Source organism: Streptomyces sp. NK08204 (assembly GCF_020400585.1).
Lineage (GTDB): Bacteria > Actinomycetota > Actinomycetes > Streptomycetales > Streptomycetaceae > Streptomyces.
In genome coordinates this window covers 540,421-561,818 of sequence record NZ_JAINVF010000002.1, presented here as the reverse complement: position 1 = coordinate 561,818, position 21,398 = coordinate 540,421, and the positions used below count along the sequence as shown (strand labels likewise).

Annotated in this window: 21 protein-coding genes; 11 read left to right on the top strand and 10 right to left on the bottom strand. The window is 72.3% G+C overall.

Features of this window, described 5'->3' with window-relative positions; all coding sequences use genetic code 11:
* Positions 1-4: 4 nt before the first annotated feature.
* On the bottom strand, positions 5-766 hold the full coding sequence (locus tag K7G59_RS05560; RefSeq protein ID WP_225830700.1) for a helix-turn-helix domain-containing protein: 762 nt from the start codon (positions 764-766) through the stop codon (positions 5-7).
* A gap of 86 nt (positions 767-852) precedes the next feature.
* Here K7G59_RS05560 and K7G59_RS05555 point away from each other — a divergent pair, with 86 nt between their 5' ends.
* Positions 853-1,827: an LLM class flavin-dependent oxidoreductase gene (locus K7G59_RS05555; protein ID WP_225830699.1), complete on the top strand. Its 975-nt coding sequence runs from the start codon at positions 853-855 to the stop codon at positions 1,825-1,827.
* A 110-nt stretch (positions 1,828-1,937) separates the two neighbouring features.
* Here the strand turns inward: K7G59_RS05555 and K7G59_RS05550 are convergent, their stop codons facing one another.
* Positions 1,938-3,440: an IucA/IucC family siderophore biosynthesis protein gene (locus K7G59_RS05550; protein ID WP_225830698.1), complete on the bottom strand. Its 1,503-nt coding sequence runs from the start codon at positions 3,438-3,440 to the stop codon at positions 1,938-1,940.
* A gap of 127 nt (positions 3,441-3,567) precedes the next feature.
* On the opposite strand from K7G59_RS05550, the gene K7G59_RS05545 reads away from it, so the two are divergent.
* The 5 genes from K7G59_RS05545 (at position 3,568) to K7G59_RS05525 (ending at position 9,668) form a co-directional block, all read left to right on the top strand.
* Complete coding sequence (locus tag K7G59_RS05545; protein WP_225830697.1) at positions 3,568-5,067, top strand: IucA/IucC family protein; 1,500 nt, start codon at positions 3,568-3,570, stop codon at positions 5,065-5,067.
* A gap of 105 nt (positions 5,068-5,172) precedes the next feature.
* Positions 5,173-6,711, top strand: a complete 1,539-nt coding sequence (locus tag K7G59_RS05540) for a hypothetical protein (RefSeq protein ID WP_225830696.1) — start codon at positions 5,173-5,175, stop codon at positions 6,709-6,711.
* 51 nt (positions 6,712-6,762) lie between these two features.
* Entirely contained in the window at positions 6,763-7,506 is a 744-nt protein-coding gene (locus tag K7G59_RS05535) for an NUDIX hydrolase (protein WP_225830695.1), read from the top strand.
* 90 nt (positions 7,507-7,596) lie between these two features.
* Positions 7,597-8,868 carry a VWA domain-containing protein gene (locus tag K7G59_RS05530; protein ID WP_225830694.1) on the top strand — a complete coding sequence of 424 codons (1,272 nt, stop codon included), beginning with the start codon at positions 7,597-7,599 and terminating at the stop codon, positions 8,866-8,868.
* The gene (locus tag K7G59_RS05525; protein ID WP_225830693.1) at positions 8,868-9,668 is read left to right on the top strand and encodes a hypothetical protein; all 801 of its coding nucleotides are present in this window, start codon (positions 8,868-8,870) and stop codon (positions 9,666-9,668) included. The genes K7G59_RS05530 and K7G59_RS05525 overlap by 1 nt, the downstream gene beginning before the upstream one ends.
* A gap of 98 nt (positions 9,669-9,766) precedes the next feature.
* Here the strand turns inward: K7G59_RS05525 and K7G59_RS05520 are convergent, their stop codons facing one another.
* Positions 9,767-10,393, bottom strand: coding sequence for a winged helix-turn-helix transcriptional regulator (locus K7G59_RS05520; RefSeq protein ID WP_225830692.1), 627 nt, complete (start codon positions 10,391-10,393; stop codon positions 9,767-9,769).
* Between the two features lie 81 nt (positions 10,394-10,474).
* Here K7G59_RS05520 and K7G59_RS05515 point away from each other — a divergent pair, with 81 nt between their 5' ends.
* From K7G59_RS05515 to K7G59_RS05500, 4 genes are all read left to right on the top strand, one after another.
* Complete coding sequence (locus K7G59_RS05515) at positions 10,475-11,683, top strand: pyridoxal phosphate-dependent aminotransferase (RefSeq protein WP_225830691.1); 1,209 nt, start codon at positions 10,475-10,477, stop codon at positions 11,681-11,683.
* A 138-nt stretch (positions 11,684-11,821) separates the two neighbouring features.
* Positions 11,822-12,418: a histidine phosphatase family protein gene (locus K7G59_RS05510; protein WP_225830690.1), complete on the top strand. Its 597-nt coding sequence runs from the start codon at positions 11,822-11,824 to the stop codon at positions 12,416-12,418.
* A 207-nt stretch (positions 12,419-12,625) separates the two neighbouring features.
* A complete protein-coding gene (locus tag K7G59_RS05505; protein ID WP_225830689.1) occupies positions 12,626-13,270 on the top strand; it encodes a hypothetical protein in 645 nt (214 codons plus the stop codon).
* A gap of 63 nt (positions 13,271-13,333) precedes the next feature.
* Entirely contained in the window at positions 13,334-13,756 is a 423-nt protein-coding gene (locus tag K7G59_RS05500) for a thioesterase family protein (protein ID WP_225830688.1), read from the top strand.
* A gap of 32 nt (positions 13,757-13,788) precedes the next feature.
* On the opposite strand, the gene K7G59_RS05495 is transcribed toward K7G59_RS05500, so the two are convergent.
* Positions 13,789-14,643, bottom strand: coding sequence for an NAD(P)H-binding protein (locus K7G59_RS05495; RefSeq protein ID WP_263975865.1), 855 nt, complete (start codon positions 14,641-14,643; stop codon positions 13,789-13,791).
* Positions 14,644-14,738: 95 nt separating this feature from the next.
* On the opposite strand from K7G59_RS05495, the gene K7G59_RS05490 reads away from it, so the two are divergent.
* Positions 14,739-15,581, top strand: a complete 843-nt coding sequence (locus K7G59_RS05490) for an AraC family transcriptional regulator (RefSeq protein WP_225830687.1) — start codon at positions 14,739-14,741, stop codon at positions 15,579-15,581.
* Here the strand turns inward: K7G59_RS05490 and K7G59_RS05485 are convergent.
* From K7G59_RS05485 to uraD, 6 genes are all read right to left on the bottom strand, one after another.
* Complete coding sequence (locus K7G59_RS05485; protein WP_225830686.1) at positions 15,538-16,155, bottom strand: TMEM175 family protein; 618 nt, start codon at positions 16,153-16,155, stop codon at positions 15,538-15,540. The two genes, K7G59_RS05490 and K7G59_RS05485, sit on opposite strands and share 44 nt — an antisense overlap.
* Positions 16,156-16,252: 97 nt before the next feature.
* Positions 16,253-17,638 (bottom strand): nucleobase:cation symporter-2 family protein, encoded by a 1,386-nt coding sequence (locus K7G59_RS05480; protein ID WP_308294994.1) that lies wholly within the window; start codon positions 17,636-17,638, stop codon positions 16,253-16,255.
* 258 nt (positions 17,639-17,896) lie between these two features.
* Entirely contained in the window at positions 17,897-19,276 is a 1,380-nt protein-coding gene (locus tag K7G59_RS05475) for an 8-oxoguanine deaminase (protein WP_225830685.1), read from the bottom strand.
* Between the two features lie 128 nt (positions 19,277-19,404).
* Positions 19,405-20,352 (bottom strand): factor-independent urate hydroxylase, encoded by a 948-nt coding sequence (gene pucL, locus K7G59_RS05470; protein WP_225830684.1) that lies wholly within the window; start codon positions 20,350-20,352, stop codon positions 19,405-19,407.
* Between the two features lie 4 nt (positions 20,353-20,356).
* Positions 20,357-20,782, bottom strand: a complete 426-nt coding sequence (gene uraH, locus K7G59_RS05465) for a hydroxyisourate hydrolase (RefSeq protein ID WP_225830683.1) — start codon at positions 20,780-20,782, stop codon at positions 20,357-20,359.
* A gap of 4 nt (positions 20,783-20,786) precedes the next feature.
* Complete coding sequence (gene uraD, locus K7G59_RS05460; protein ID WP_225830682.1) at positions 20,787-21,299, bottom strand: 2-oxo-4-hydroxy-4-carboxy-5-ureidoimidazoline decarboxylase; 513 nt, start codon at positions 21,297-21,299, stop codon at positions 20,787-20,789.
* Between the last annotated feature and the right edge of the window lie 99 nt (positions 21,300-21,398).

Below are 21,398 nucleotides of genomic sequence, written 5' to 3'. Positions count from 1 at the left end.
ACCGTCAGCCGCTCTGTTCCCCGGGCGGTCGGCCGGCAGCCGCCGAGAGTGCCTCGGCGGTCGCCGGGTCGGCCGGCAGGAAGGCCTCCAGCTTCAGCTCGGCGAGCGTCACGTCGACGGCGGTGGCGAAGGTCGTCACGGTCGTGATCAGGCGCAGCTCGCCGTACGAGGACCGCAGGCGCAGCGGCACCGCGAAACCGAGCAGCCCGTCGGACGGCTCCAGGCCGGGGACGTATCCGGCGAGTTCGGCGCGCAGTTCCTCCAGGTGGCCGAGGCGAACCAGGATGTGGCGCGCCCATTCGGCCAGGTTGAGGATGCGGGGCGCCAGGCCGTCGGGGTGCAGCGCGAGGCGGTAGACGTTCGTGCCCGGGCCCACCAGGTCGGGGGCCGCGCCCTCGGTGACGAGGTCGAAGGCGGTGTTCGCGGCGACGAGGTCACCGGCCCGGTCCACGACCAGCGCCGGGTACGGCAGATGCCCGCGCAGGATGTGGTCGAGCGCCGTGCGCACGGGGGCCAGCGCCGGGTCGTCGAGCGGGCTCTCGGGGTAGACGGGCGCGTATCCGGCGGCCAGCAGCAGCTCGTTGCGCTCCCGCAGCGGCAGTTCCAGCGACTCGGCCAGCCGCACGACCATGTTCCTGCCGGGCACGGATCTGCCGGACTCGATGAAGCTGAGGTGCCGCTGGGTGGTGCCCGCCCGCAACGCCAGGTCGAGCTGGCTGAGGTGACGACGGGTACGGCGTTCACGGAGCACATGGGGGAAGTCCACGGGCCCGTTGTAGCGACGGCGGAGGGGTACGGGCCATTCCCCGCAGGGAATTGTCGCCGTCCGCGCCGGACGTGAACATCACCGTCATGGACATCGGTGTACTGCTTCCGACCGGAACCGCCCAGTGGGGCCCGGCAGACGACCCTCGTGACCTGGTCGATTTCGGCCGCAACGCCGAACGCTCGGGCTTCTCCTCGCTGTTCGTCAACGACTCCCTGATCAGCCCGCGCATCGAGGCGCTGACGATGCTGGCCGCGCTGGCCCCGGCGACGCGGACCGTGACGCTGGGCACGGCCGCGCTGATGCCGTTCCTGCGCCGGCCGGTCCAGACGGCGCAGTCGCTCGCGTCGCTCGACCTGCTGTCCGGCGGCCGGCTCACGGTGACCGTCGGCGCGGGTTTCCCCGGCCGCTTCGGGCGGCCCTTCTACACGCTGTCCGAGGTGCCCTGGGAGAGGCGCTTCACCCGCCTGGACGAGACGGTCGCCCTGTGGCGGGCGCTGTGGGCGGGCGCCGACTCCTTCCACGGCGAGATCCTCAGGTTCACCGATGTCCCGCCCATGACCAAGCCGTTCAGGGCGGGCGGTCCGCCGGTCTGGCTCGGCGGCGCGACCCCGGCGGCGCTGGCCCGCGCGGGCCGGATGTACGACGGATGGCTGCCCTACCCTCCCGACCCCGCCGACTACGCCTCCGGGCTGAGCGACGTCCGCAGGGCCGCGGCCGACGCCGGACGTAGGGCCGAGGACATCACCCCCGCGCTGTTCGTCACGGTACGGATCGACGAGGACGTCGACAGCGGCCGTCGCGCCATGGACGGCTACGCGCGGGCCGCCTACGGCATGCCACTGGCGGATCTGGAGAAGATCCAGGCGGTCGTCACCGGCTTCGCCGACCAGGTGCTCGAACGCCTGGGACGGTACGTCACCGCGGGCGTCCGGCACCTCGTCGTACGCCTCGGCGCCGTGGACCTGCGTTCCCAGCGCGACCAGCTCGGACGGGCCGCGGAGCTGATCCCGGCCCTGCGGACGGCGGCGGGTCACGCCGCCGCCGCGCAGGCCGCCTGAGCGCACACCCGGCCGGTGCCGGGACCGGGCACGACGAACCGGGGCACGACGGGCAGGCCCCAGAGGTCAGGCCCCGGAGGTCAGGCCGGCAGGGGTGAGGACCTGGGGTGTCAGCAGTCGGCCAGTGGGTTCGGCAGGGGCAGGTAGCGGGCGTCCGCGCCGTCCGCGCCGGTCCAGCGCAGCAACAGGTTGGTCTTGCCGGGCAGGGTGGGCGAGGCGAGCAGGGCGGGGATCTCGGGCAGGTCGTGCCGGGCGAGTTCGCGGCGGACGGCGGGCCAGGGGGAGAGACCGGGGTGGTGCTCGGCGAGGGCGGCGGCGATCTCGGTGAGGTGGTTGACGACCAGGCAGTACACCAGCCGCTGCCAGCCCGCCGCCCGCGGCACGTCCGCCAGGAGTTTGGCGCCCTCGGCGTCCCGGAACAGCGCCTGCACGGGGAGGCCGGCCGTGTCCACGGCGACCAGGGTGTTCTGCAGGTGCGCCTCCAGGACGACCCCGTGCTCGGCGAACGCCGTGAGGGCAGGTGGTACGACCTGGCGCAGGTACGCCTCCCACCAGGCCGCCGGGTCCGCCGCGCCGGCGAGCGGGTTGCCGTCGAAGCCCTCGCCGAGAGCGGCGGCGAGCAGCGGGGTGGCGCCCGGCCGCAGGTGGCCCCGCAGGCCGTCGCGGACGAGGACGGCCAGTTCCTCGAAGGCGAAGGCGGCGGTGCGGTAACCGTGGTCGCTCAGCCAGGCAGCAGGCGGTCCCATCGCGGCGAAGGCCCTGGTGGCGGCCGTGTCGGTGCGGCGCAGTCGCAGCAGGTCGTGGCGCCACAGCCGGCGGATGTCGTTGGTGATGCGGACGTCGAGGCTGAACTTCAGGAACAGGTCGCGCCGGGGCTCGTACACCGTGCGGACGGCCGCTGTCGGCCAGGCGTCGAAGGCGGTGGTGCCGAGCCGGAGCAGCCGGCCGTCGGCGAACGCGGGGGCGAGGTCACGGGCGACGAGGTCGAGCTGCCAGGGGTGGGCGGGCAGCAGCCGGTAGCCGGGCGGGGCCGTGCCGAGGGCGTCCAGGGCGGCCGTGTCGCCCTCCTCGGCCACCTGGTCCTCGCGGACGCCGAGCAGCGCCAGGGGGAAGCGGGCGTGCGCCTCGGGGGCGTACGGCAGCCAGGACGCGGCCGGGCCGCCGCCGCGCGCCTTCGGAGCCGGATGGCAGGGGTGGCCGGTGATCAGCGACTGCTCGGAGCGCAGGTACAGGTCCTCGGGCGGGGTCGCCGTCGAGCGCGCGTGGAGCAGGGCGGCCACCGCCTCCCGGCTGTCGATCATCTCCGCGGGCAGGTCGCCACCGGGCAGTCCGGTGTGCCGGCGCAGTTCCTCGGCGACCAGTTTGACCAGCTCCGTGTGGCCGATCCGGTGCCAGGCCCCGGCCGTGCGCACCTCGGGGTCGGCGGGCCGCCGGCCGTCGCGTACCCGCAGCAGCCGCCCGCCGCCCGGGAGCCGGTAGACGCGCCGGTCCCCGGGGCCCGGCAGCGGCTCGGCGATCTCCCGCAGCAGGCAGTTGAGCAGGGGCGCGGCGGCGTACGCGTCGGCGCGGTGGCCGACGGTGTCGGCGGGGGGCTTGAGGTCCACGCGATCCATTCGTTCCTCGTCCGGCACCGACCGCGGCCTGCGCCCGGTCTCCAGGCCCATGGGAGCCGGTCTCGGCCAGTGTGTCTGTCGTACGTGACAATCCTGCCCCGAGCAGTGCGCACCCGAGGAGCCGACCGTGCACCGTCCCCCCACCGCCGAGGCCCGGATCGCCGAGGAGCTGGCGGCCGTCCGGCCCGGTCTGCTGCCCCGGTACGCGGCGGAGCTGCCGGGCGCCCGGGCGGCCGTGCTGAGCCGCCTGTGGCGGGCGCTCGCCCACGAGCCGCTGCCGTGGATCACCGGCAGGCTGCGGGGGGCGCACGGCCTCGCCCTACGGCTCGCGGACGGCCGCACACTGCACGGACCGCACGCGGACCCGTACGCGACGAGCGCCTACGTCACCGCCGTCCGCCTGGGCCGGGAGCGCCACGACGATCCGGCGCGGCTGATGACGGATCTCGCGGTGCCGCACGCGGCGGACTTCGCGGCCGAACTGGCCGACAGTGTGGCCTCGTTGGCCCTGTCCCGGGCCGGTGCGGATCACTCGAAGGAGTGGCCCGCGCAGGGCTGGGAGTGGGAACAGCGGGTGGTGGACGGCCATCCCTTCCACCCCAACTGCCGTTCCCGGCCCGGCTTCTCGGTGGCGGACCAGCTGGCGTACGGCCCCGAGCACGGGCCGGTGGTGGGGCTGGGGACCGTGGCGGTGCCGTCCGACGAGTGTCTGGTGAGCGGGCGGTGGCCGGTGGAACTGCGGGCGCGCGGGCGGCTGTTGCTGCCGGTGCACCCGTGGCAGGCGGCGCACGCGCTGGAGCGCTCGTACGATCCCTGGCGGCCCGCGCACCCGCTGCTGTCCCTGCGTACCCTCGCCCTGCCGGACGGACCGCATGTCAAGACCGCGCTGAGCGCACGGCTGACCTCCTCGGTGCGGGACATCTCCGCGTACTCGGTCGAGGCGGCGGCGGCCCTGTCCGCCTTCGCGACGGATCTCGCCGCCCGCACCGACGGCCTGCTGCACATCACCCGCACCCTGGGCGCGGCCACCGCGCACTCCCCCGATCTGGCCGCGCTGCTGCGGGAGTCACCGCAGGTGTACGCGGGGCCGGGCGAGCGGGTGCTGCCGGTCGCCGCGCTCGCCACGACACAGCTGCCCGACTCCCCCGCCTGGCTGGCCGCCTTCGCCCGCCTCGCGCTCACGGTCGGTCTGCGCCTGCTGGACCTCGGAGTGGCCCTGGAGGCCCACGGCCAGAACCTGCTCGTGATCCTCGCGGCCGACCACACCCCCGTCCGCCTCGTGTACCGCGACCTCGCCGACGTCCGCATCAGCCCCGCCCGCCTCACCCGGCACGGCATCGCCCCGCCCGCCCTCACGGGCCGTCTGATCACCGACGACGAAACGGCCCTGCGCCGCAAGCTGTTCGGTTCCCTGGTGGCCGGCGCCCTCGCCGGCACCGCGGGCTCGGGCACGGCCCTCGGCGCGGCCCTGGCAGCGGCCGTACCGGACCTGCCGCCGACGCCGGACCTGACGGCGCTGCGCCACGGGCCGGTCCCCGCCAAGGCGTTGACGCTCATGCGCCTGTCACCCGGGCACCAGGGGGACATCTGGACGGGGCTGCCCAATCCGCTCACGACACTGGCCTGAATACAGCTCGTATTGTTCGCCGAAAAGCGGCATCATCCCCCTCCTCACGGCCCGTCGGTGTATCCCTGTGGCGTTCGCCGGACACGAGAGCATCGAAAGCAGAAGATGACTGACGTCGACAGCAGTGACGGTCTGATGACACCGATCCGCCCCGAACAGCTGGAGCCGGGGGCGGTGATCGCACAGTCGCTGGACAACCAGTGGGTTCCGGCGCAGCTCACGAAGGACATGATCGAACAGGGCCGCTCCCTGGACCAGGTCGCCGAGCAGCGCGTCCAGGAGGTGCGGGCCGAGTACTTCCGCAGTCTGATCAACGCGAGCCAGGTGGTGATCAACCGCGCCTACCTCTACAACAACGACGCGATCAACTGCGACCTGCTGGAAGGCGGGGAGGCCCGCACGGCCCACCAGAGGCTCCTGGCCTCGGGGGCGATCGTCCCCTTCCTGCTCAACGAACGGCACCCCGGCGAGGAGCCGCCCGCCTATCTCCACCAGCGGCACGCGGGCTTCGCCGCCTGGCAGGAGACGCTGGCGGGCCTGCCGGCCGCCGACCGGGTGCGCTGCGTGCGCATGTCCTGGGACGACTCAGCGGGTGACCAGGAGAACCGGGAGCGCACCCGGCTACGGCTGTTCCAGCCGTTCGCCGAGAAGGTCCAGGGGCTGACGGCCAAGGACATCGACATCCTTGCCGCACAGGTAGGAGTGGCCGGCGAGGACGCGGACCGGTTCGGGCGGCGGCTGGGCGAGGTGGTCGGTTTCAGCAACGACCTGCGCGTGCACCGGCAGCCGGTCGTGCGCAACGCCCTGTACGAGGAGTTCGTGTCCGTGCCGGGGACGAACGTCGCGGAGGGCAGGTACGACCGCGACAAGCCCTTCGCCGCGGAGATAAAGCAGCTCCTGGACCTGATCTACAACGTCAACCTGGCTGATGCGCTCGGACGTTACCCGCTCACCCCGGTCGGCAGCCTGCGCCGCGTGGCGCTCCAGGAGGCCCGCGAGGCCAGGACCACCGCGGGGTTCGTCGAGGATCCGGAACAGCTGCTGACGTTCCTGCGGCGGCAGGCCTTCGCCACCGTGCAGGACCATCTGACGCCGTCGGCGGTCAACGCCCTGACGCTGCACGACATCTGGCGGCTCCGGCAGACCTCCGCCTGGAACGCGTACATCCGGGCGTTCGGCGAACTGACCGCCGCTCCGGAGGCGTTCCACGACTCCGTCGGACTGGTCTTCGACCGGTATGTGCAGCTCAACTCGGAGATTCTCGCGCTGGCCCGGGAGCGCAGGCACGCCCGGCCGAACGCATGGAATCCGGTCGTCGAGGTCGTCGTCACAGTGGGCGCGGCCGTGTACACGGCCGTCAGCGGCAACGGTGTGTGGGAGGTCGCGGGTTCGGTCCTGCCGCTCGCCGTGAGCGGCTCGCTGACGGGTTCGGTGCAGCTGGTGCTGCGCAACCTGACGCCCGGACGGCGCGAACAGCGGTTCGCTCGCGAGATAGCCGCCGTCCGGCTGGCCAGTGAACGAGAATGGTCGCAGTTCCATGACCTGGTGTGCCGCCTTCCCGGCTACCGGGACACGTCGGGCCCCGCCCCGACGGCCACGGCGTCGGCGACCACCCAGGACAACGAAGACCTGCCGGAATACTGACGGTCCGAGTACTGAACGGAGTACGTCTTTGCACTGCCTGCCGAGCGCCCCATGAACCGGTACGACGCCCTGCGCCGGGACGTTCCGGAATGGTTCCGCAACGACTGCCCGGGGGCGATCGAGATCCTGTCGGATCCGGCCCAGGTCCGCGCTGCCCGACGTCATGTGACCGCCCAGCAACCACGAGGCCGCCAAGGCCTGTTCGGCTCCCTGTGGGCGCGCCTGAGGGCGGCGGCGCGCCCCGTCCCGGCCGGTATCGTGTCGGCCAACCGCTATCTGTGGTACCTGCGTGATCCGGTGCGCTTCCCCGACGGCCGGCTGGGCCTGTACGACCGCCTCCTGCCACCGCCGGACGCCTCTGCCGGGGTGGTGGTCCTGCCGCTGCTCGGCCTCGAGGGGAAGATCGTGCTGATCGAGCACTACCGGCACGCGACCCGGAGCCGGCACTGGGAGGTGGTGCGGGGCTTCGGTGATCCGGGCGCCACGGCGGAGGAGAACGTGGCACGGGAGCTGGAGGAGGAGATCAGCGCCCGTCCTGCCGCGGTGATCCCCCTCGGTGATGTGCACCCCGACACGGGCCTGCTGGGCCACAAGGTCCAGCTCTACGCCGCCCGCGTGGACGGCGTGGGCCGGCTGGAGACGGGCGAGGCGATCACGCGGGCGGTCACCGTGACGGCCGCCGAGGCGGAGGAGATGGTGGCCGACGGACGGATCACCGACGGTTTCACCATCGCCGTGCTGTACCGGGCTCGCCTGGCGGGGCTGTTCGGCCAAGGTACGGCGAGCGGCGGCTGAGGCCGACGGCACGGCCCCGGACGCCTGCCGTTCCGGCGTCGGTCGCCTGCCGTTTTGGCACCCGGTGCGTGTGATCAATAGGATCCGCCGATGATCAGAAGACAACGGCTGGCGGCGGGAGTCTGTGCGCTGCTCGCCGCCCTGACGGCCGGGATCGCGGTTCCCGCCCCGGCTCTGGCGGACGAGTCGGGGCAGCCCGCTCCCAAGGTCGAACTGGTGCTGGACGTCAGCGGTTCCATGCGGACGCGGGACATCGACGGCGGCTCCCGGATGGCCGCGGCGAAGCAGGCGTTCAACGAGGTGCTCGACGCGACCCCCTCGGAGGTCCAGCTCGGCATCCGCACCCTGGGCGCCAACTACCGCGGCAACGACCGCAGGACCGGCTGCAAGGACACCGCGCAGCTCTACCCGGTCGGCCCCCTCGACCGGACCGACGCGAAGACGGCGGTGGCCACGCTGGCGCCGACCGGCTGGACGCCGATCGGGCCGGCGCTGGAGAAGGCCGCGCAGGACCTCGACGTCAGCGGCGGCGACGGCGGCACCCGCCGTATCGTCCTGATCAGCGACGGCGAGGACACCTGCCAGCCGCTGGACCCCTGCGAGGTGGCCCGGGAGATAGCCGCCAAGGGCATCGGGCTGACCATCGACACGCTCGGCCTGGTGCCGGACGCCAAGACCCGCGACCAGCTCAGCTGCATCGCGGACGCGACCGGCGGCACCTACACCGACGTACGGCACAAGGAAGAACTGAGCGACCGGGTCGGTCAGTTGGTGGACCGGGCCGCCGATCCGGTGGTGACGCCGGTGGCCACCGAGGGCGCCGCGCAGTGCGCCGGCGCGCCCTCACTGAAGTCCGGGCTGTACACCGACCGCGAGGAGTTCGGACGGCAGCGCTGGTACAAGGTGGACGTCAACCCCGGCCAGGAGCTGCGCGCTTCGGTGAGCGTGGCGGACGACCGGGCCGTCAACCCGAACTACGGTGTGCTGTTGCGGGCGGTGACCGTGCACGGCCGGGAGATCGTGCGCGGCGAGGCGGCGGGTACCGGCCGCACCGACGTCACCTCCACGGGCCTGCGCTACCCGCGGCCCGACAGTGACGACGACAGCGCCGCCGCCGAGACGGTGTGCCTCCAGGTCAGCAACTCCTTCGCGCCGGCCGCCGGTGTGAAGACGACGCCGGGTCTGCCGCTGGAGCTGACCGTCGACGTGGTGGACGGGCCGGACAAGGCGAGCGACGTGGCCGCCTTCGGCCTCGGGCGCGGCTGGTGGCTGCTGGGCGCGCTGGTGCTGGCCGGCTTCCTCGCGGGTCTGCTGTGGGGTTGGCTGTCGCGTTGGCGGGTCGCTGTCTGGAGGACGAACTGATGCGTATCACACGTGTGCTGGGCGCCGCGCTGCTGGCGCTCGGGCTGGCCGCGGGACCGGCCGCCGCCGACTCCTCGCCCTCCCCCAGAGCCTCGTCCGACGGCACGGCACCCACCCAGGCGGGCACCTCGTTCCGTACGGCGACGGAGATCGAGCAGGGGCAGCAGGCCACCGCGTCCGCCGCGACCGGTGACTACCTGTACTGGTCGTTCCCGGCGGATGCCGGCCAGCGGCCCACCGTCAAGGCGATGGTGAAGCTCCCCTCGGCGCACGGGGCCGAGACCTGGCAGATCGACGTGTACGACGGTCTGCGGCGCCGCCAGTCCTGCCAGTACGGCGCCGCGACGCGCACCGCCCCGCAGGGGACCCCCTCGGTCGAACTGGCCTGTGTGCTGCGTACGGTGCGGGCCTGGTCGGAGCCGTGGGCGAACGACCCGCTGCCGGGCACGTACTACCTGCGGCTGACGGTGACGGGCCTCGGCCCCTCCGACCTGGGCCAGCAGGTGAGCGCGCACGTCCGTGTCGACTCCAAGGACATGGGCGGCGCGGCGGCGGTGGACGGCTCACTGGCCGAGCCGCTCGTCCCCGGGATCGCCGTCACCTCGCAGAAGGACGACGGCGACGCCAAGTCGGCGGTGTTGTCGAGCATCGAGCCCGACGGCGGCTGGTCCTCCGGCTGGTGGACCGACCGCTGGGTGTGGACCGGCGTCGGCGGCCTGCTCGCCGCGCTCGCCGGAATCGGCGGATACACGCTCACGCGCGGCTCGGGACGCCCGTCCCGGGTGCCGCCGGGCGTCTGAACCGACGTAGCTGAAGGCCCGCCCACCGGCGGGCCTTCCGTTTGCCCACCGCCCGCCCGGCGCGGTCCGGGAGCCAAGTCCGGGGCGGGCGGCCCGTTTCACGCCTCCCGCAATGCCTTGGCGAGCGCGCCGTCCCCCGACACGGTCACCCGCCCGTCCCGTACCGCGTCCGGCAGGCCCAGCTCACCTCGGGCGACGGCCTCGCAGGTCGCCGCGTCCATCACCAGCAGCGCATCGGCGGCACCGGGCGCGGGCCCGTCGCCGTACAGCGGCCCCTCCTCGGCACCGACGTGGAGGTGGAACACCCCTTCCTCCAGGCGGACTTCCACCACACCCTCGCCGTCAAGGCCCCGCAGCAGCGGCAGCGCGAACCAGTGCGCACGCACCGCGTCCGTGGGCCGCCGCTCGCCCAGCTCGGCCTGCCCCCACGCCCCCAGCGCTTGCAGAACGGGCAGCAACGCCCGCCCGCGCGTGGTGAGTTCGTACACGTACGCGGCGCCCGGCGGGGGCAGCCGGCGGCGGGTGGTGAGCCCGTCACGCTCCATGTCCTTCAGCCGTGAGGCGAGTACGTCCGTGCTGACGCCGGGCAGGTCCGCGTGCAGGTCCGTGTAGCGGCGGGGGCCGGCCAGCAGTTCCCGGACGATCAGCAGGGTCCAGCGGTCGCCGACGAGGTCGAGGGCGCGGGCTGCGGAGCAGTACTGGTCGTAGCTTCGGCGTGGTGACATGCGACGCAGTCTAGACGCGTTGTTGGACTTTCCAAGCTCCTACTTGGTAAAACCAAGCAACACGAGTTTCCGGAGGGGCGCATGGAGTTCCGGCAGTCGAACAAGCTCAGCGAGGTCTGTTACGAGATCCGCGGCCCGGTGATCGAGCACGCCAACGCGCTCGAAGAGGCGGGCCACAGCGTCCTGCGCCTGAACACCGGAAATCCCGCGGCCTTCGGCTTCGAGGCCCCGGAGGAGATCCTCCAGGACATGATCCGGATGCTGCCGCAGGCCCACGGCTACACGGACTCGCGGGGCATCCTGTCCGCCCGCCGGGCGGTCGCCCAGCGCTACCAGGCCCTCGGTCTGGACGTCGGTGTGGACGACGTGTTCCTCGGCAACGGCGTCTCGGAGCTGGTCTCCATGGCCGTGCAGGCACTGGTCGAGGACGGGGACGAGGTCCTCATCCCCGCCCCGGACTTCCCGCTGTGGACGGCGGTGACGACACTCGCCGGCGGCAAGGCGGTCCACTACCTGTGCGACGAACAGGCGGACTGGAACCCCGACCTGGCGGACATGGCCGCCAAGATCACCGATCGCACCAAGGCCGTGGTCATCATCAATCCGAACAACCCCACCGGCGCGGTGTATCCGAAGGAGGTCGTCGAGGGCATCCTCGACCTCGCCCGCCGGCACGGACTGATGGTGTTCGCCGACGAGATCTACGACCAGATCCTGTACGACGACGCCGTGCACCACTCGGCCGCGTCCCTCGCCCCGGACCTGGTGGTCCTCACCTTCTGCGGTCTGTCGAAGACGTACCGGGTGGCGGGCTTCCGCTCCGGCTGGCTGGTGGTGACCGGCCCGAAGCAGCACGCGAAGAACTACCTGGAGGGCCTCACCATGCTGGCCTCCATGCGGCTGTGCGCCAACGTCCCCGCGCAGTACGCCATCCAGGCCGCGCTCGGCGGACGCCAGTCCATCCGCGAACTCGCCGCTCCGGGCGGCCGGTTGTACGAGCAGCGGAACGTGGCCTGGGAGAAGCTGAACGAGATCCCGGGCGTGTCCTGTGTGAAACCGAGGGGCGCGCTGTACGCGTTCCCGCGTCTGGACCCCAAGGTGCACAAGATCCACGACGACGAGAAGTTCGTGCTGGACCTCCTGCTGCGCGAGAAGATCCAGGTGGTCCAGGGCACCGGCTTCAACTGGCCCGCCCCCGACCACTTCCGTATCCTCACCCTCCCGCACGCCGACGACCTGGAGGCTGCCATCGGCCGGATCGGGCGCTTCCTGACCGGGTACCGGCAGTAGCCGGCCCGGATGATCGCGGAGAAGCCCCCCGGCGCAGTCACCGGTGCCTGCCCGTCCGGCGCACTCCGCACTGCGCGCCGGGGCCGCCCTGTGTCACCGTGCTGACAGACGAGCGGGGCGAGCGGGAAGGGCGCGGGCGTGGGTGACCTCTTTCTCGTCCGGCACGGCGAGACCGAGTGGTCGCGGTCCGGACGGCACACCGGCTGGACGGATGTGCCCCTCACCGAGCACGGCCGGGAGGAGGCACGCCGCCTGGTGCCGCTGATCCGCTCGCACAGGATCGGCGCGGCCTTCGTCAGCCCCCTGCAACGGGCCCGCGAGACCGCGCAGCTCATCGGCATCAGTGACGCCCGGGTCGATGCCGACCTGCGCGAGTGGGACTACGGCGGCTACGAGGGCGTGACCACCGTGGAGATCCAGCGGAGCCGCCCGGACTGGTTCCTGTTCACGGACGGGGTCACGCCCGGGCCCCCCGAGCATCCCGGGGAGACCGCGGAGCAGGTCGGCGAGCGAGCCGACCGGGTGCTGGCCAAGGCGGAGGCCGCCCTCGCCAACACGGAGGGCATCGTCCTCCTGATCGCCCACGGACACTTCCTGCGCGTCCTCGCCGCCCGCCACCTCGGCCTGCCCCCACGGCACGGCGCCCTGTTCCAGCTCGCGACCGGCTCACTGGGCCGCCTCGGCACGGAACACGGGCGCCCGGTGGTGGCGGGGTGGAACATCCGGCCCCACTGACCGCCCCGGCACCACCGACCGCCCCCGCACGGCTGACGGGCACGGCACCACGGGCGCGGCACGGCACCGCAACACCGACCCGAACGGCCCTGGGGCGGGAGAGGTCCGCGGAGGTCCGGCTCGATGTCAGACCCCGGCCGTAGGCTGCATGCGAGCCGCCCGTCCGGCGGTTTCCGGGTATTCGACGACGCCGGGAAGGAGCACGCCGTGACCCGACCGCCGACCGCCGCGCAGCGGCGCCTGATCGACACCGCCGATCCGGTCACCGGACGGCTGCGCGGCACCGAGGCGCAGCTCGCGGCCCTGGTGAGGCGAGGGCTCGCGTTCCGGCACCCCCGGCCGCCGCACGACCACTTCCTCACCCCGGCGGGGCATCGGATACGGGAGGCGCCGCCCGGGCCGGGAGCAGCGTCCGGGGCCGGGGCGGCGCGGCAGGCCCCGGCCGGAACGGGGGTGTTCGCGGCGCGCGTCGGCGGGGAGGCGGAGGCACCGGCGTCCGGTCCGGCGCGGCTGCGCGAGGTGCACAGTGCCTGGCAGGGGCTGCTGGAGCTGCGCCGGATGACTCACCCCGACGGCGCCGTTGACCGGCCCTGCGGCTGGGAGCGCACGCATCTGGTGCGGGCCGCCGCCCTCGCCCTGGAGGCGGCCGGGCACCGGCCCGACGGCCCGGAGGGCCCCGGCTACCGGGTGCGCGCGACCGCGCAGCCGGAGGCGGTCGCCGTGTACGCGCCGGACGCGGCGGGCCTCACCGCCTGCGCGGCCACGCTGGAGCGGGCGGGCTGGCAGGCCGGCGAGTACACCGAGCCGCGGACCCGGAGGCGCTATCTGCTGGCCTCGCCGCGCCGGATCTGAGCGGCATGCCAAGATCGGTGCATCACAGAGTCCGACACGAGCAAGCGCGACAAGGGGGAAACAGTGGCCGAACCGTACTCCGTCCGGGTGACCGTCCGTGGCTATGAGACCGACACCCAGGGCCACCTCAACCAGGCGGTCTACCTCAACTACGCGGAGCACGCCCGCTGGTCGCTGCTCCAGGCGGCCGGGATCAGCCAGCGAGGGCTCACCGGCCAGGGGGTGGGGCCGGTGGCGCTGGAGACGACGATCAGCTACCGGCGCGAGCTGGTCGCGGGTGACGAGGTCGACGTGACCTGCGCGTTCGAGTGGAGAGGCGGCAAGACGTTCCGCATCCACCAGCAGGTCGTCAAGACGGACGGCACGCTGGCGGCCGAGATCAGCGCCGTCTGCGGTCTGTTGGACCTCAAGGCGAGAAAGCTCGTCGCCGATCCCGCGGCGGCCTTCAAGGAACTGACCACGGATCCGGCGCTGTTCGGCCTGTAGCCGTCCCTGTCGCCGTCACGTCCGGCCGCGGGTCAGGCTCGTGCGAACGCGTCCTGATGGTCCTGCGCCCATTCCCGGTACGTCCGCGCCGGCCGGCCCAGCAGCTCCGCCGCGTCCTCGGTGACGATCGCGTTGCCGCCGTCGCGGACGAAGGCTGTGGCGATCAGGGTGCCTTCCGCCTGCGTGTCGTCGAAACCCCAGGCGCTGCGCAGGAACTCGCGTGTCTCCTGCGGCGACAGATCGCGCGTGCCGACCGGGCGGCCGAGGACGGAGGCGAGGACGGCGGCCTGTCCGGGAACGCTGATCGCCTCCGGCCCGGTCAGGGTGTACGTCCGTCCCGCGTGCCCGCCCTCGACGAGGATGCGGGCCGCGATCTCGGAGATGTCCCGGGGGTCGATCACCCCGGACGGCCCGTCACCGGTCAGGTTCGGCACCGGCTCGCCCGCTTCGACGGCCTGCGTCCAGCTCAGCGTGTTCGAGGCGAAGGACGAGGGCCGCAGGATCGTCCACTCGGTGCCGCTGTCCCGCACGGCCTGCTCGCCGGGCTCGTGCCAGGCGCCGGCCGGGCCCACGTCGGGATCGCCCGTCCCGATCGCGGAAAGCTTGACCAGCCGCCCGACGCCCGCCGCGCGCGCCGCCGCCACCAGCGCCCGGTCGTGCCCCGAGTCCGGGCCGGGCGGACGCAGCAGGAACGCGGCCGTCACCCCGGCCATCGCGCCCGTCAGGGAATCCGGGTGGAGGTGGTCCCCGCGGACCACCTCCACCCCAGCAGGCACCCGGGCCTTCGCCGGGTCCCGGGTCAGGGCGCGCACCTTCCCGCCACACGCCGCGAGCTGTCGTACGAGTTCACTGCCGATGGTGCCCGTGGCACCGGTCACGAGGATCATGAGCTCCACGATGCGCCGGGCGGTGTCCGGCACTCTTGGAAATTCCGGCACGGTCCGTCCGCCCGTGCGGCCCACGGCCCGCTTACGGTGAAGGGGTGACGAACTCCCGCGCCGAACAGGCCCTTGCGCTGCCCGAGGCCCTGCACCCGTGGATCACCGGGATCGTGACCGTGTCCGCCGCCGGACCGCCCGGTACGGCGTTCACCCATCTCCCGGATGCTGCCACGAAGATCGTCGTCCGCGTGGGGACGAACGGGCAGCGCGACGTGCTCGCCGTCGGTCCGCGGGTGCGGGCCACCTACCACGACGGCGAGGTCCTCGCGTCCTGTGTGGAACTGCGCCTCGCCCCGGGCACGGCCCGCCCCCTCCTGGGCGTCCCGGCGGCCGAGCTGCTGGGCAGGGTCGTCCCGCTCGGCGAACTGCCCGGCCGGACGGCACACCAGCTGAACCGCGAGCTGCGGTGGCTGACCGCCGAGGAGACGGCGGCCCACCTCGCGGCCACGCTGCCCGAACGGCTGACCGCGGCGGCGGACCGCACCCGCACGGCGCTGGTACGGGCCGGGGCCGACGCGATGTCGGTCCGGGTCGGCCAGACGCCGGGACCGGTCAGCGAGGTCGCCCGGGAACTGGCCGTCAGCGAGCGGCACCTGCGCAACCTCTTCGCGGAGGGCGTGGGGCTGTCCCCCAAGCACTACGCCCGCATCAACCGCGTACGAGCGGTCCTCACGCACGCCGCGACCGCCGACTGGGCCGAACTGGCCGCCGCCACCGGCTACTACGACCAGTCGCACATGACGTCCGACTTCCGCGCCCTGATGGGCGTCCCGCCGCGCTCGTACTTCACCGGCCGGCTGCCCGCGGCCACTCCCTGCCAGTCGGTCCTCCCGCCCCGGCTCAGGGCGCGGCCGTCTCCCGGGTCGGCACCGGTATCTGGTTGAAGCCGTAGTACAGGGCGAGCAGCCCGTGCGCGGCGAGGGTGAGGGGGGCGGAGACGAAGGCGAGGCCCACGCTCAGCGGGTAGGCCAGGGAGCCGAGGGCGAAGCGTGCCCGGGTCCGGCGGGCCGCCTCGGCGTCGACGCGGGCGTCGAAGAGGTGGCCGGTACGGGTGAGATGCCACCACAGGGCCTGGAAGGTGAAGGCGTGGCCGACCATGACCAGGCTGTACACGGCGGCTGCCACGTGCGAGGCCCCGTCCTCGCGCAGGTACTCCGCGAGCATGGCCGTCGGCCAGGGCACGGCCGCCACCACCATCAGCAACAGCAGGTTCAGGAACATCAGCGTACGGTCGACCCGGGCGACGTAGGTGAACACCTGATGGTGGTTGACCCACATGATCCCGATCACCAGGAAGCTGACCGCGTAGGCGGCGTACGACGGCCACTGCGCTCCCAGCCCATGCCACAGACCGCCGTGTTCGCCCACCTTGGGGACCTTGATCTCCAGGATGAGCAGGGTGATGGCGATGGCGAACACGCCGTCGCTGAAGGCCTCGACGCGGCCGGATTCGTTCATGGGCCCAAGACTGCCGCATACGGCGTGCGGGATACGGGCAAGTCCCGTACCCCGCACGCCTGTTCTGTGCCGTGCACGTCCACCGTGCCCGGGTGCCTCAGTGGGCGGGCGCGAGTTCCTCGCCCGACTCCATCGGGTGCGTGCCGTTCCGCGCCTCGCTGCCCCTGCCCAGGTGGTTGAAGGCCAGGTTGAGCACGACCGCGGTGACACAGCTGGTGGAGATGCCCGAGTCGAGGATGATCCTCGCGGTCTCCGGGAAGGCGTGGTAGAACGCCGGAGTGCTGATCGGGATGATGCCGACCGCGAGGGAGACGGCCACGATCAGGGTGTTGTCGTCCTTCTCCAGGCCGGCCCGGACGAGGGTCTGGATACCGCTCGCGGCGACCGAGCCGAACAGGACCACGCCGGCGCCACCGAGGACCGGCCGGGGGACGACCGCGATCAGTGAGGCCGCCGCCGGGCACAGGCCCATCAGGACCAGGAAGCCGCCGCCGACCGCCACGACGAAGCGGCTGCGGATCCGCGTCATGGCGACCAGGCCGATGTTCTGCGCGAAGGCGCTGCACATGAAGCCGTTGAAAACGGGGCTGAGGGCGGAACCGAGGGTGTCGGCGCGCAGGCCCGCCGCGATGGTCCGCTGGTCCGCGGGGCGTTCCACGATCTCGCCCAGCGCCAGCATGTCGGCGGTGGATTCGGTCATGGAGACGACCATCACCACGCACATCGACAGGATCGCCGCGATGTGGAACTGCGGGGCGCCGAAGTGGAACGGCGTCGGGAAGCCGATCAGCTTGGCGTCCGCCACCGGGGCGAAGTCCGTGACGCCGAACGGGATCGCGATCAGCGTGCCGGCGGTCAGGCCGAGCAGGACGGCGATCTGCTTGACGAAGCCGCGGGTGAAGCGGCGCAGCAGCAGGACGGTCAGCAGGGTGGTGCCGGCCAGGGTGAGGTTGGTCGCCGAACCGTAGTCGTGCGCCGCCGGGTCGGGTCCCTGGGCCCAGTTGAAGGCGACCGGCAGCAGGGAGACGCCGATCAGCGTGATGACCGTACCGGTGACGACGGGCGGGAAGAAGCGGACCGCCTTGCTGAAGAAGGGAGCGGCCATGAAGCCGAGGAGGCCCGCGACGACGACCGCGCCGAAGATCACCGGCAGGGCGTCGGACTTGTCCTCGGCGGAGGCGACGATCGCCGTCATGGGGGCGACGCCGGCGAAGGTGACACCGTTGACGAAGGGCAGCCGGGCTCCGATCTTCCAGATGCCGAGGGTCTGGAGGAAGGTGGCCAGGCCCGCGGTGAACAGGCAGGCGCCGGTCAGGAACGTCAGGTCGGTGCCGGACAGGCCTACGGCCGCGCCGACGATCAGGGGCGGGGCGACCACTCCCGCGTACATGGCGGCCACATGCTGCAGGCCGCTGGTCGCCATCTTGAGGGCGGGGAGTTTCTCGTCGACTGGGTGGGTCTCGTCAACGGGGTGAGCGGACACGGCGGCTCCTCCGGTCGGGTGACACGTCGGCTCTGACGTGGATTTCAGGGAGGTGGTGCGCGGCGGGCATGGGGGTACCTCCCGCTCGAGCGAAGTCGAGAGTGGGGGGAGGGACCGGAAGGCCCTTTGCGGGGCATGGGGACGGTGACCGTTCCGGGGCGCGCGTCGGCGCGCCCCGGAGACGGCCGCCGTGGACCCCGCTCGGGTCCACGGCTTCCGGCCGGGAGCCGTCCCTCCCGGCCGGAGTCCGGCGCTGGCTCAGCCCTTGGCGGCGATCTGTGCCAGGCGCTGGGCCTCGGCCCGCGTGGAGCGGGCGATGGCGTCCTCGTCGACGGTGAGCAGGCGGCCGTCCTCGACGATCTGCCGGCCGTTCACGAAGGAGGCGGTGACCGGGGCCGCCGCACCGAGGACCAGGGCGGCCACCGGGTCGGCGATGGAGGCGTGGGCGAGGGTGTCCAGCTTCCACAGCACGAGGTCGGCGAGCTTTCCGGGCTCCAGCGAGCCGGTCTCGGCGGCGCGGCCGAGGACCTGGGCGCCGCCGTAGGTGCCGAGCCGGAGGGCCTGGCGGGCGTTCAGCGCGGCCTCCTTGTGGGCGCCGAGCCGGTTGATGAGCAGGGCGTTGCGCAGTTCGGTGTGGAGTTCACCGGACTCGTTGGAGGCGGTGCCGTCGACGCCGAGGCCGACCGGGACGCCCGCCTTCAGCATGTCGGGGACGCGTGCGATACCGGCCGCGAGGCGGGCGTTGGAGGACGGGCAGTGCGCCACACCCGTCCTCGTACGGCCGAAGGCGGCGATGTCGGAGTCGTTCATGTGGACGCAGTGCGCCATCCACACGTCCTCGCCGAGCCAGCCGGTGGACTCGAAGTAGTCGGTCGGGCCCATGCCGAACAGCTCGTGGCAGAACCTCTCCTCCTCGACCGTCTCCGAGCCGTGTGTGTGCAGCCGTACGCCGAGGCGGCGGGCGAGTTCCGCACCCTGCCTCAGCAGTTCGGTCGAGACGGAGAACGGCGAACAGGGGGCCACGGCCACCTGCGTCATCGCGTCGAAGGAGGCGTCGTGGTGTTCCTTCACGGTCGCCTCGGTGGCGGCGAGCGCGCCGTCCAGGGTCTCGACGGCGAAGTCCGGCGGCAGACCGCCGTCCTTATCGCCGCGGTCCATGGAACCGCGGGCCAGGGTGAAGCGGACGCCCGTCTCGCGGGCGGCACGGATGACCGCGCCGGACAGGTCACCGGAGCCCTGCGGGTAGACGTAGTGGTGGTCCATGGCGGTGGTGACGCCGCCGCGGGCCATCATCGCGAGCGAGCCCTGGGCCGCCGCGTACACCATCGGCTCGTCGATGCGCGCCCAGGTGGGGTAGAGCGCGACCAGCCAGTCGAAGAGGTTGTGGTCCGTGGCCAGGCCCCGGGTGATCCACTGGTAGAAGTGGTGATGGGTGTTGATCAGACCGGGGGTGGCGAGGTGCCCGGTGGCGTCGATGCGGCGTACGACGTTCTCCAGGCCCTCGGGGGCCTTGCCCGCGCCGACCGCCTCGATGCGGTTGCCGGCGACGACGACGTGACCGGCGGCGTACTCGGTGTCGTCGGCGTCGACGGTCGCGATCGAACAGTTCTCGATGACGATGCGCTGGGCTGCTGCCATGATTCGTCCTTTTCGCTCAGCGGACTGAAGGGGGAGGGCACGGCAGGACCCTAGGAGTTTTGAGTGCCGTGACCGGGGAGCCGGAAGGGAGCGTCTCCCCGGTCACGGGTGCCGAAGGTGCGGGAAGGTCAGAGGTTGGTGAGGTCCACGGGGATCTTCGGCTCGCAGCCGTCCCGGAGGATGGTCGCCTCGATCAGGCCGTAGGGCCGGTCGGCGGCGAAGTACACCTCGTTGTCGTTCTTCAGCCCGAAGGGCTCCAGGTCGACGAGGAAATGGTGCTTGTTCGGCAGCGAGAAGCGGACCTCGTCGATCTCGCTGCGGTTGTTGATGATGCGCGCGCCCATCTGGTAGAGCGTCTGCTGCAGCGAGAGGGAGTAGGTCTCGGCGAAGGCCTGGAGCATGTGCTTCCTGACCTGCTCGTAGGACTTCTCCCAGTGGGGTGTCTTCTGCTCGTCGTCGGTCCAGTTGAACCGCCAGCGGCCGGAGACCTGGGTGGCCAGGATGCGGTCGTACGCCTCCTGCAGGGTCGTGTACCTGTCCTTGACGTAGCCCCAGAACTCGGAGTTGGTCGAGTTCATCACGACCAGGTCCTTCAGACCGGAGATGACCTCCCACTGCTCGCCGTCGTAGGTGATCTGGGTGAGACGGGTCTCCTGGCCCTTGCGGACGAAGGAGTGCTTGACCTCGTCCGCGCCGATGAACCGGGAGTTGGCGTCGGAGGTCTCGATCCGCTCCCAGGCGTACTCCTCGATACGGATCCGGGCGCGGTGGATCGGCTCCTGCGAGGTGACGAAGTGGCGGGCGAGGTGGATGCCGAACTGCTCGGCGGACTCGATGCCGTACTGCTTGGCGAACGCGAACACCGTGTTCTTGGTGGTGTCGGTCGGCAGGACGTTGGCGTTGGAGCCGGAGTAGTGGACGTCGTCCATGTCGCCGCTCAGCGCGACGGAGACGTTGAGGTCCTTGATGTGGTGGGTGGCGCCGTCCCGCGTGATCTTGACGACTCGGTTCTCGGCCTTGCCGTACTGGTTCTGTCCCAGCATCACAGGGCGGGCAGGGCGGGAATTGACGGTCATGTAGCTAGCTCCCTCGGTAAACGGAGTAGCCGAACGGGTTGAGCAGCAGCGGTACGTGGTAGTGCTCGCCCGGTACGACGGCGAACGTGATCGCTACCTCCGGGAAGAACACGCCCGGTCCGCTGTCCCGATTCGCGGGGGCGTCCTGCTGCGCATCGGCTTGCTTCTTCGCAGATGTTGCTTCGAAGTACGCCTCGACGGCGAAGTCGAGCCGTACGTGGGTGGTCCCCTCCGGCAGCGTCGGCAGGTCCTTGCACCGGCCGTCGGGGTCGGTCGCACAGCCGCCGAGCGACTGCCAGGCCCCGCCTTCCCCGTACCGGGCGGACCGCCCCGAGCGGACGGAGAGCTGGACGGCGACGCCCTCGGCGGGGCGGCCGATCGAGGTGTCCAGGATGTGCGTGGACACGGAGGCGGTGGTGCTGGTGCTCATGGTGTCAGGCGTCCCCTTCGACGAGTCGGGCCAGTCGGATGCGGTTGATCCTGCCCAGCTCGGTGCGGACGATCTCCCGCTCCTGCTCCGGCGCGTTCCCGATCCGCTCCTTGGCGGCGTCCCGCATCTGCTCACCGGTCCGGCCGGTGGCGCAGATGAGGAAGACGTGGCCGAACTTCTCCTGGTAGGCCAGGTTCAGTTCGAGCATCTCCGCCTTGAGCTCCTCGGAGGCGCCGGCCATGCCGCGCTGTTCGCGGGCGGAGGTCGGGTCGCCGGGCTCGGGGCGCCCGATCGGCGGGTGCCCGGCCATCGCCTCCTCGAGGCCGGCCGTGGTCAGCTCGGCCGTGGCGGCGTCACTGGCGGCACAGAGGGCCTCGACGGTGGCGTAGGGGCGGGCGGCGAGCACGCGCCGGGCCCACTCGGTGGAGGCGCACACCTCCTGGAGGGCGGCGAGGGCCGCGTTCTCCTCCAGGGCGTTGAACCGGGGCAGGCCCGGGGGCGTGGAAGTCGTAGTCACGGGAGCCTCCGTGGCCGGATACGGCCTTCGTGCTGAACGGGCTGCCGATAGCTAACGCTCCCGGAAACGTCACGTCAACACTTTGTTGAAAAATCCGCG

Bases quoted from the DNA above. Each gene is read 5' to 3' on its own strand.
- K7G59_RS05555 (WP_225830699.1), top strand. From the start codon at position 853: ATGGACATCGGTGTACTGCTTCCGACCGGAACCGCCCAGTGGGGCCCG.
- K7G59_RS05550 (WP_225830698.1), bottom strand. From the start codon at position 3,440: ATGGATCGCGTGGACCTCAAGCCCCCCGCCGACACCGTCGGCCACCGC.
- K7G59_RS05540 (WP_225830696.1), top strand. From the start codon at position 5,173: ATGACTGACGTCGACAGCAGTGACGGTCTGATGACACCGATCCGCCCC.
- K7G59_RS05535 (WP_225830695.1), top strand. From the start codon at position 6,763: ATGAACCGGTACGACGCCCTGCGCCGGGACGTTCCGGAATGGTTCCGC.
- K7G59_RS05530 (WP_225830694.1), top strand. From the start codon at position 7,597: ATGATCAGAAGACAACGGCTGGCGGCGGGAGTCTGTGCGCTGCTCGCC.
- K7G59_RS05525 (WP_225830693.1), top strand. From the start codon at position 8,868: ATGCGTATCACACGTGTGCTGGGCGCCGCGCTGCTGGCGCTCGGGCTG.
- K7G59_RS05520 (WP_225830692.1), bottom strand. From the start codon at position 10,393: ATGTCACCACGCCGAAGCTACGACCAGTACTGCTCCGCAGCCCGCGCC.
- K7G59_RS05515 (WP_225830691.1), top strand. From the start codon at position 10,475: ATGGAGTTCCGGCAGTCGAACAAGCTCAGCGAGGTCTGTTACGAGATC.
- K7G59_RS05495 (WP_263975865.1), bottom strand. From the start codon at position 14,643: ATGATCCTCGTGACCGGTGCCACGGGCACCATCGGCAGTGAACTCGTA.
- K7G59_RS05485 (WP_225830686.1), bottom strand. From the start codon at position 16,155: ATGAACGAATCCGGCCGCGTCGAGGCCTTCAGCGACGGCGTGTTCGCC.
- K7G59_RS05475 (WP_225830685.1), bottom strand. From the start codon at position 19,276: ATGGCAGCAGCCCAGCGCATCGTCATCGAGAACTGTTCGATCGCGACC.
- pucL (WP_225830684.1), bottom strand. From the start codon at position 20,352: ATGACCGTCAATTCCCGCCCTGCCCGCCCTGTGATGCTGGGACAGAAC.
- uraH (WP_225830683.1), bottom strand. From the start codon at position 20,782: ATGAGCACCAGCACCACCGCCTCCGTGTCCACGCACATCCTGGACACC.